1 pseudogene is annotated in these 11,380 nt (G+C 67.3%); it reads right to left on the bottom strand.

The features are described from left to right. Positions 1-5: 5 nt before the first annotated feature. Positions 6-11,288 (bottom strand): annotated as a pseudogene (locus tag OH799_RS03465) (type I polyketide synthase); the annotation flags it as partial. Positions 11,289-11,380: the final 92 nt, after the last annotated feature.

Here is an 11,380-nt window from a genome sequence, read left to right as displayed (position 1 = left end):
CTCGCCGGGGTGGGGTAGTCGTACAGTGCGGTCGTGGACAACTGCACACCGACTGCCGATTGCAGCCGGTTGCGGAGTTCCATCACGCCGAGCGAATCGAACCCGAGATCTGCGAACGGCCGGCGCGAGGCGATCACGTCCGCACTCGCCGGTCCCTGGACAGCCTCGACCTGAGCGACGATCACGTCGATGATGAGGCGATCCTGCTCGCCTGGCGAGGCGCCCGCCAGCTGGGCCATCAGCTCCGGCGTCCGGCTTGTCTCGCCGTAGCCGACGCTGTCGGTCGCATCATCCATACCCGGCTGCCGCACATCCGCCACACCGATCGGCTGCAACCAGTACCGCTGGTGCTGGAACGCATAAGTGGGCAACGAAATCCGCGACACAGCACGGCCCTCGAACAGCAGCATCCAGTCCATACCGACACCCACCACATGGGCTTGCGTCAGCGCCGACACGAACTGGGTCGACTCCTCGACCGAACGCCGGGCAGCCGCGACCACCATCGACTCGGCCTCGACATCCGGAGTCCCGGCCAGACGCTGCCCAACCAACACCGACAGCACCGCATCCGGTCCGATCTCCACGAACCGCCGCACCCCCGCCTCGACCACCGCGTCGATTCCGGGCCCGAAGCGCACACAGCCACGCACCTGCTGCACCCAGTACCCCGGATCGGTCATCTCCGCACCGACCACGGCACCCGAAACGTTCGACACGATCGGCACCGTCGGCTTGTGGTAAGTCAATCCTTGGGCGACCCTGCGGAACTCGTCGAGAATCGGCTCCATCATCACCGAATGAAACGCATGACTCACCCGCAACCGGGTGGTTTTCACGCCCTGCACGGCAAACGCGTCCTCGATCTCGGCGATCGCGAACACATCGCCGGACAACACCACCGACGACGGACCGTTCACCGCAGCCAACGACACCTGGCCGTCGAACTCGGGCACCACAGTGGCCGCACGATCGTCCGACACCGCTACCGCCAGCATCGCCCCACCCGCCGGCAGCGACCCCATCAACCGACCACGCGCCACCACCAGAGCACACGCATCCGCCAACGACCACACCCCCGCCACGTACGCGGCGGCCAACTCACCGATCGAATGCCCGATCAGCATATCCGGCACCACACCGAACGACTCCAGCAACCGGAACAACGCCACCTCGAACGCAAACAACGCCGGCTGCGTGAACTCCGTCCGATCCAAGAGTGTTGATGCGCGACCGCTCGCTCCATCGCTGGCGGCCGGATCGTCCTCGGCGAACATCAACTCCTTCAACGACACACCGAGCAGCGGATCGATCTGGGCGCACACCTCGTCGAACACTGTCGCGAACACCTCGAACGCCGCGTACAATCCCGCGCCCATGCCGGCACGCTGCGCACCTTGACCGGTGAACAGGAACGCGGTCTTGCCCGAACTCGCTGTCGCCGCGATCGCCCCTGGCGCACCCGTCGCCAACTCGGCCAGACCGGCCAGCAGTTCGTCACGATCACGCCCGACGACGGCTCCGCGGCAGTCGAGCAGGGCCCGCGACGTCTCCAAGGAGTACGCGACATCCCACGGGTCCGCGTCATGATTGTCGATCGCCCACTGCCGCAGTCGATCGGCTTGGGCGCGCAGGCCCGATTCGGAACTCGCCGACACCAGCCACGGAACCGCTGGGCCGGGGTCGGGGCGGTCTGCGGGCGCGGGCCGGGGACGCGGAACTCGAGGAACAGGTGCTTCTTCCAGGATGGCGTGGGCGTTGGTGCCGCTGATGCCGAACGAGGACACCCCTGCTCGGCGAATGCGTCCGTTGCGTAGCCACGGTGTGTCCTCGGTCAGCAACTCGACCGCGCCCTCCGACCACTCCACATGCGGGCTCGGCGCATCGACATGGAGTGTCTTCGGCAGAGTTTCGTGCCGCAGTGCCTGCACCATCTTGATCACGCCCGCGACGCCTGCCGCGGCGACGGTGTGGCCGATATTCGACTTCACCGACCCGATTCGCAGCGGCCGATCCGGTCGATTCTGCCCGTACGCGGCGATCAGTGCCTGCGCCTCGATCGGATCGCCCAATGTCGTCCCGGTGCCGTGCGCCTCCACCGCATCCACATCCGAGGGCTCCAACCCGGCATTCGCCAACGCCGCCGCGATCACCCGCTCCTGCGACGGGCCATTCGGCGCCGTCAGACCGTTGCTCGCACCGTCCTGATTCACCGCGGTCCCGCGCACCAGAGCCAACACGTCGTGACCCAGCCGCTGCGCGTCCGACAACCGCTCCAGCACCAGCACGCCGACACCCTCCGAAAACGCGACGCCGTCGGCCGCGGCGGAAAACGCCTTGCACCGCCCATCCGGCGAAAGACCTCGCTGCCGTGCGAAATCGATGTACAGGTCGGGCCGGGCCATGACCGTCACACCGCCGGCCAACGCCAGTGAACTCTCTCCCTGCCGCAGCGCCTGGCACGCCAGGTGCAGAGCCACCAGCGACGACGAGCAGGCGGTATCCACGGTGACAGCAGGCCCCTCCACACCGAGGACATAAGCTACCCGGCCGGACAGCACACTCTGCGTATTGCCGGTGAGCCGGTATCCCTCGAGATCTCCGACCACCCGATCGGCGTAATCCGAGAGGCACGCTCCGGCGAACACTCCGGTATCGGTGCCGCGCAACGATGTCGGGTCGATACCCGCGGATTCCAATGCCTCCCAGGACGCTTCCAGCAGCTGACGTTGCTGCGGATCCATCGCGGACGCTTCCCGTGCGCCTATCCCGAAGAACCCGGCATCGAAATCACCTGCGCCATCGAGGAATCCGCCCTGACGGGTGTAGGAAGTGCCAGGCTTGTCCGGGTTTGCATCGAACAAGTGCTCCAGATCCCAGCCGCGATCCGACGGGAACTCGCCGATCGCGTCGACTTCGGAGGCAACCAGTTTCCACAGCTCGTCCGGGGAGCCGACCCCGCCGGGAAACCGGCAGCTCATCCCCACGATGGCGATCGGATCAGCTGTCGACACCCGACGCGGAGCCCGCTGGACAGGTTCGACCGTCGTTGTCGGCTCGACCCGGGACAGCACCAACTTCGCCACCGCCGCCACGGTCGGGTGGTCGTACATCAAGGTCGACGGCAACGGCAGACCGGTGGCCTTGGCCAGCCGATTGCGGAACTCCAAGACGCCGAGCGAGTCGAACCCGATACCGCTGAACGGCTTGTCCACGGCGATCGAGTTCGCACCGGCGTGGCCGAGAACAGCCGCGGCCTGGACTCGAATCATCTCGACGATGATCTGTTCCCGCTCGGCCGTCGAACGGCCCTGCAGTTGTGCCGCCAGACCCGACGACTTGCTCGCGGGCCCGACCATCCGGCGATACGCACGCGGCGTCAGTCCGCGCATGATCGCATGCGACTCAGCAGGACTCGTCTCGACAAGAGCGGTTCGGTCGACCCGGGCCGCCACGAATAAGGGCCGTCTGCTTGCCAATGCCGCATCGAACAGCGCCATGCCCTCCGCGTCGCTCAACGGCGCGAAACCCTGTCGGCGTAACCGGGCGAAGTCGGCCGCACCGGTCATACCGGTGCGCTCCAGCCACGGCCCCCATGCCACCGACGTCGCGGGTAGACCGGACACCTGCCGGTGTTGCGCCAGGGCATCGAGGAAGACATTGGCAGCGGCATAATTGGCCTGGCCCGGATTACCGATCAACCCCGCGATCGAGGAATACAGCACGAACGCCGAGAGATCCAGGCTTTTGGTCGCCTCGTGCAGATTCCATGCCGCATCCACTTTCGGCCGCAGCACCTCCGCGATCCGCTCCGCCGTCAACGCGGCGAACACGCCGTCGGCCAGCACTCCCGCGGCATGGACGACGCCGGTCAACGGATGCTCCGACGGTATCGCCGCCACCATCGCATCCACTGCGGCCCGGTCGGCCGCGTCGCACGCGATCACCTCCACGTGCGCACCGAGCGCGCTGAGCTCGTCCCGGACCTCGGCGGCGCCGGGGGCGTCCGGGCCCCGCCTACTCGTCAACACCAGCCTGCGCACGCCGTATTCGGTGACCAGATGCCGCGCGGCCAACGCACCGAGCCCCCCGGTACCACCGGTGATCAGCACAGTGCCATCGGGCCGGAAGGACCCATGCCGTTCTGCGCCAGCCACGACCGCGAGCCGGGGTGCGTATGCCGTCCCGCGCCGCACCGCTACCTGATTGTCACCGACCAGGGTCGAAACCAGGACCACGGCGTCCCTGTAATCCGTCTTCTCGTCGATGTCCACCAGGAGAATCCGGTCCGGGTTCTCGCTCTGCGCGGTCCGCAGCAGACCCCATGCCGTCGCCGCGACCAGGTCCACCGATTCATCGGGATGCACCGCCACCGCCTGCCGCGTCACCACGACGACGGTCCCGTCCCGAGTCAGCAGCCGCTGCACTCGCACCGCCAATGCGGTGACCGAGTCCCGCACCGCCGCAGGAAGATCGCGGTCGGCCCGCGCATCGCCGAGGCGCAGCACCATGGCGGGGCTTTCGGCGATGGTGACGGTCTCGCCGTCATCGGCCGCTCCCCAGGCTTCAGCCACGACGTGCCGGTCCACAGGTACGGGGAGCGGTACCCAATCGACGCCGTAGCCGGTGTTGTCGGTCCGACGCTGCGCCGCGCCGAGCGCATCGGTCGACAAAGGCCGCAGGGTCAACTCCCCTACCTCGGCCACGAGCATGCCCGACGCATCGGCAAGTGTCATCGCGATCCGCTCATTCGCTGGCGACGAGCCGGCCGCGACCGCCCTGACCCGCAACGCCGTCGCTCCCGTCGCGTGCAGTACGATGTCGGCCCAGGAGAACGGGACGGCAACCTCACCAGCCCGGGTCACGGGAACCAGCCCACCGACCAGGACCGCGTGCAGCGCCGCGTCCACCAATGCCGGTTGTACACCGAATCCCGTGACCTCCGACCGAACCGATTCCGGCAGAACGACTTCGGCGAACACTTCGCCATCACGCCGCCACAAGCCGGTCAGTCCCCGGAACGCCGGTCCATACTCGTAACCCGCCGCCGCCAGGTCCGCATAGGCGGCATCGATCTCCACAGCCATCGCGCCGACCGGCGGCCAATCCGCCATGCCGGTGTCGATCGACGGCAGGTCCGACTGGACAGTGACGGTCGCGACCGCATGGCGGACCCACCCGGCCTGGTCCGCTGCGTCCGCTCCGTCGTCAGGGTCGCTGCCTGTGGCACGGGAGTACACCGACACCGTCCGCGCACCCCTCTCATCCGGTCCGCCCGCCATCACACGCAGCTCGACTGTGCCTGCGGACGGCAACGGCAACGGCGCTTCGATGACCAACTCCTCGAGCCGAGGGCAATCCACGACGGTTCCGACGTGCAGCGCCAGCTCCACCACAGCGGCGCCGGGCAGCAATACCACCCCAGCGACGGCGTGATCAGCCAGCCACGGGTGGGTCATCAACGACAACCGCCCCGTCAACACCACCCCGTCGGAGTCCGGCAACCGCACCATCGCACCCAACAACGGATGCCGCGCATCCTCCAAGCCCGCCCCCCGCACATCCGACACCCCCACCGGCTGCAGCCAGTACCGCTGATGCTGGAAGGCGTATGTCGGCAAATTCACCTGAGAGGCCATCGGCGCCAACGCCACCGCTGCGACCTCTACACCTACACAATGCGCCTGGGCCAGGGCGGTGGAGACCTGCTCCGGTCCCCCATGGTCGCGCTTCAACGTCCCGAACACAGCCACACGATCCGCCAAACCGATCGCCTCCAGCGTCGACTCCACCCCCATCGTCAACACCGGATGCGCACTCACCTCGATAAACGCATTCACGCCCGCACGCGCCAATACCTCAATCGACTCCGCGAACCGCACCGGCTCACGCAACCCCCGATACCAATACCCCGCATCCAACACCTCGGTATCGACATAATCCGCGAACACGGTGGAAAAGAACGGGACGGACCCCGACATCGGCGCCACCGCGTCCAGCTCGGCCGATACCCGATCCCGAATCGACTCCACCGCGCTCGAATGCGACGCATAATCCACCGGAATCCGCTTCGCCCACACCCCGTCGGCCGCGCACGCCGACAAGAACTCGTCTATGGCCGACGCCTCTCCCGACACCACCGTCTGCGCCGGACCATTCACCGCCGCCACTGAAAGCCCCTCCCCAAAACCGGCCAACCGCTCCGTGACCGCATCAACGGTCGAATTCACCGACGCCATACCGCCACGGCCCGCGAGTTCCTCCGCAACAACCTGAGAGCGAAGAGCCACCACCCGCGCACCATCGGATAACGAAAGCCCACCCGCAACCACAGCCGCCGCAATCTCACCCTGCGAATGCCCTACCACCACAGCAGGTTCAACCCCGCTCGCACGCCATAACCGCGCCAACGACACCATCATCGCGAAAAGCACAGGCTGAACCACATCCACCCGGTCCAGCGACGCCGCACCCGGCTCTCCCCGCAACACCGCTGTCAACGACCAATCCACAAACGGCGCCAATGCCGCTTCGCACTCCACGATCGCCTCAGCGAACACTCCACCGGCGCTCAACAACCCAGCAGCCATCCCCACCCACTGACTCCCCTGCCCCGGGAATACAAACGCCACCCGACGCGACAAAGCACGACCGGACACCACACTGTCCACGCCTTCAGGCTGCTCGGCTGCCGACGCGGTCAGGTCCGCCAACCCAGCCTTCAACTCGGCCAACTCCCGCCCCACTACGGCAGCCCGCCACTCCAACCGTGCACGGTGACGCAACAACGAATGCGCCACACCCGCCGCATCCACCTCCGCACGCGACTGCAACCACTCGCGCAGCCGAACAGCCTGGTGTTGCAACGCCTCCCGGCTCTCCGCGGAAAGGGTCCAGCACAGAATGTTCGCACCACGTTCGACAGCAACAGGTTCGGTGTGAGCCGGCGAGGGCGCCTCCTCCAGGATCATGTGCGCGTTGGTGCCGCTGATCCCGAACGACGAGACCCCCGCACGACGCACCCGGTCACCGGTCGGCCAGGGTTCCGCCTCGGTCAGCAGCCGCACCGCCCCCGCGGTCCAGTTCACATGCGGGCTCGGCGAGTCGACATGCAATGTCTTCGGCAGTGTTTCGTGCCGCAAGGCCTGCACCATCTTGATCACGCCACCCACGCCCGCTGCGGCGACCGCGTGACCGATATTCGACTTCAGCGATCCGAGACGAAGCGGCTGCGCATCGGAGCGATGACGTCCGTAGGTCGCGATCAGCGCCTGCGCCTCGATCGGATCACCCAGCGCCGTCCCGGTGCCGTGCGCCTCCACCGCATCCACATCCGACGGCACGAGACCGGCGTCCGCCAAAGCCGCCGCGATCACCCGTTCCTGCGACGGACCGTTCGGCGCGGCCAGTCCATTGCTGGCGCCGTCCTGATTGATCGCGCTGCCGCGGACAACGGCCAACACGTTGTGGCCGCGGCGACGGGCGTCCGACAAGCGCTCTACCACCAGCACGCCGACCCCCTCGCACCATGTCACGCCGTCGGCGGCGGCGGCGAACGCCTTGCACCGCCCATCGACCGCCAACCCCCGCTGGCGCGCGAATTCCACGTACAGACTCGGGCTCGCTACAACACTCACCCCGCCCGCCAACACCAGGGACGCCTCACCATGGTGCAGCGTCCGGCAGGCCAGATGCAGCGCGACCAGCGACGACGAGCACGCGGTGTCGACCGTGACCGCAGGCCCCTCCAGGCCGAGAACATAGGCGACACGGCCGGATATCACGCTGGGTGACGTCCCGGTCAGCCGGAAGGCCTCGTATTCGTCGGTCACCGCACGCGAGTAACCCGACGAGCCGGCACCGACGAACACGCCGGTGTCGGTGCCGCGCAGCGAGGCAGGGTCGATCCCCGCGTCCTCCAACGCTTCCCAAGAGACTTCCAGCATCAACCGCTGCTGCGGATCCATCGCGGCCGCCTCACGCGGACCGATACCGAAAAAGCCGGCGTCGAAAGCGCCCGCATCAGTCAGGAATCCACCTGCCCTGGCGTAGGTGGTGCCTGGCTTGTCCGGATCCGGATCGAACAACCGCCCTAGGTCCCATCCCCGGTCCGACGGGAACGGTGTGATCGCATCCCGGCCCGCCGCGACGAGGTCCCACAGGTCCTCGGCCGAGGCAACGCCGCCGGGGAAGCGGCAACCGATGCCGACGATCGCGATCGGCTCATCGGAACGAGTGCGACGCGTCATCCGCCGCACACCGAGATCCACACCTTCGAGCCGTGAACGCACCAGGCGCGCCACCGCGGTCGGGGTCGGATGGTCGAATATCAACGTGGTCGGCAACTCCACACCGGTGGCCGTCACCAGACGATTACGCAGCGTTTGCCCGCTCAACGAATCGAACCCGAACGCGGTGAACGGCCGGTCGGGATGCACGGCGTCGGGCGAATCGTGGCCGAGCACTGCCGCGGCCTGCTCGGCCACCACCGCGAACACCAACGCCTCGCGTTCGTGTTCGGGAACGGCGAACAGCCGCGGCGCCAGCGGACCTGTTATGACAGCGCTTCGACTCTCGGCCGAAGAAACGATGCGCTGCGGCGGCACAGTGGAGTCCGCGATCGCGGACTCCACTGACTCGACCGCGGGAAGCGTCCAGCACTGCCGCCGTTGGAACGCATACGTCGGCAGGTCCACCCGCGCGGCGGGTGCGGCCAACACCTCCGGTGTCACGTCGATCCCGACGCAGTAGGCGTGTGCCAGCGCGGCAGCGAATTGCTCCGGGCCGCCATGGCCACGCCGCAGCGTGCCCACGACAGCCACGTGATCGGCTTTGCCGACCGAGCCCGCAGTCAACTCGATCGCCGCCGACACCACCGGATGCGGGCTGACCTCGACGAACGCGTTCATCTCGAGACGGATCAACGCCTCGATCGCTTCGGCGAAGCGCACCCGTTCTCGCAGGCCCTGATACCAATACCCGGCATCCAACCCCGCTGTGTCCATAAACTCCGCGGTCACCGTCGAAAAGAACGGCACCGAACCCGATTTCGGGCGGATCGACGCCCACTCGGCCAGCAACCGATCCCGGATCGGCTCTACCGCCGCCGAATGCGACGCGTAATCGATCGGAACCTGCTTCGCCCACACCCCATCGGCCGCACACCCGGCAAGAAACTCAGCCAACGCCTCCGACTCGCCCGATATCACCGTCTGCCCCGGTCCGTTCACCGCCGCGACCGACAACCGATCACCGAACGGCGCCACACGGTCGGCCACCGCGTCCGCCGCCAGACCAACCGACGCCATGCCGCCCGAACCGGACAACACCTCGGTGAGAACACGAGAACGCGCCGTCACCACTTGTGCCCCATCGGCCAACGACAACCCGCCGGCCACCACCGCCGCCGCGATTTCGCCCTGCGAATGCCCCACCACCGCGGCCGGCTCCACCCCACCGGCCCGCCACAACCGCGCCAACGACACCGATACCGCGAACAAAACCGGCTGCAGCACATCCTCCCGGTCCAGCGACGCCGCACCCGCCTCCCCCCGCAGCACCTCTGTCAACGACCAACCCACGAACGGCGCCAACGCCGCCTCACACTCCGCGATCGACTCCGCGAACACACCCCCCGACGCCAACAACGCCGCGCCCATCCCCACCCATTGACTTCCATGCCCCGAAAACACGAAAACCGCCCGCCGGGACGCGGCACGACCCGTCACCGCAAAGGGCTCGCCCACAGCCGGATCGACCAGTGCGGCCAATCCCGCGCTCATCGCGTCGAGGTCGTGTCCGACCACCGCACCCCGCCACACCAACGGCATGCGCGAACGGATCAGCGAATACCCCACCTCGGCCGCACCGACTCCCGGGCAATCGGCCAACCACTCCCGCAGCCGAACGGCCTGCCCCCGCAACGCCTCCCGACTCTGGCCCGACAACACCCACACCAGCGGCCGCGAAGTATCCGTGTCCGCTCCATCCACAGACGCCGCGGGCGCTTCCTCCACAATCACATGCGCGTTCGTGCCGCCCATACCGAATGACGACACTCCTGCCCGGCGCAGCGCTACGGTATCAATCGCAGCGCTGGCTCGGCCCTCATGGCTATGCTCCAATGCGGCCTCGGGCCCAGCGCTCGACACCGCAGCAGGCCAGTGCTGCGTCGTGGTCTGCACCCGCAAACCCAGCGTATCGAGCGGGATCCGCGGATTCGGAGCGTGAAAGTTCAGACTGGGCACCAGCTCCCGATACCGCAGGCACAACGCCGTCTTGATCAGACCGGCGATCCCCGCGGCACCTTCCAAATGCCCGATATTGGTCTTGACCGAACCGACCGCCAACGCCGCGCCCGCAGGCCGACCTACGCCATAAGTTTCCCCGAGAGCCGTCGCCTCCACCGGATCGCCTGCGGGCGTGCCGGTGCCGTGCAGCTCCACATAATGCACCGACCCCGGTTCCACCTCCGCCGCCGCCAGTGCCGCCCGAACAACATTCGTCTGCGCCGCCACGCTGGGCGCGCTCAACACCTGACGCTCGTTACCGCTGTTGACCGCACTACCACGGATCACCGCGTAGACCCGGTCACCATCGGCGACCGCACGCGCAAGCGGCTTGAGCACGACGATGCCGCCACCTTCACCACGGACCGTGCCATCCGCGCGTTCATCGAAGGTATGACACTTTCCCGACGGGGAGTGCGCACCGAAGTGTTCGTAACGCTCGCCGCTCAACGGCGACAGAATCAGATTCAGCCCACCCGCCAACGCCACATCGCATTCGCCGCTACGCAGTGATTCACACGCCAGATGCACCGCCACCAACGACGAGGACTGCCCGCTGTCGACAACCATGCTAGGGCCGGTGAACCCGTAGTAGTTGGAGATCCGGTTGGCGGCCACACTCCTACCGACCGCCCACAACGAATGCCTGCCGACACCGGATTTACCTTGCGCGGCCACTATTTCGGCGAAATCGGTTCCGGTGCAGCCCAGGAACACCCCGGCCCGGGCGCCATTCCGGTCACGGTAGCCCGCGTCTTCCAACGCTTCCCAGCTCAGCTCGAGACCCAGCAACTGCTGCGGATCGATCGACCGCGCCTCATTCGGTGACACACCGAAGAAGTCGGCATCGAATTCCGACGCCGAATCGAGGAACCCCGCCGTCTCATCGATCCCCGGACGATCAGCCGGAGCCGAACCGACAGCGTCACGGCCCTCGCGCAGCAACCGCCAAAAGCTCTCGAGATCGACCGCACCCGGCAACCGGCACGACATACCGACAATGGCAATCGCACCGCTCGTAAGGTCCGGTGGTACGCCCCGCTGCCTCCTCGGGCCGCCGTCTCGCAGCGCGGGGGCAATCGCATTCGCTG

It is taken from the genome of Nocardia sp. NBC_00881 (assembly GCF_045207455.1).
Lineage (GTDB): Bacteria > Actinomycetota > Actinomycetes > Mycobacteriales > Mycobacteriaceae > Nocardia.
The sequence above is the reverse complement of the archived record's forward strand: the minus strand, read 5'-3'. Positions and strand labels throughout refer to the sequence as shown.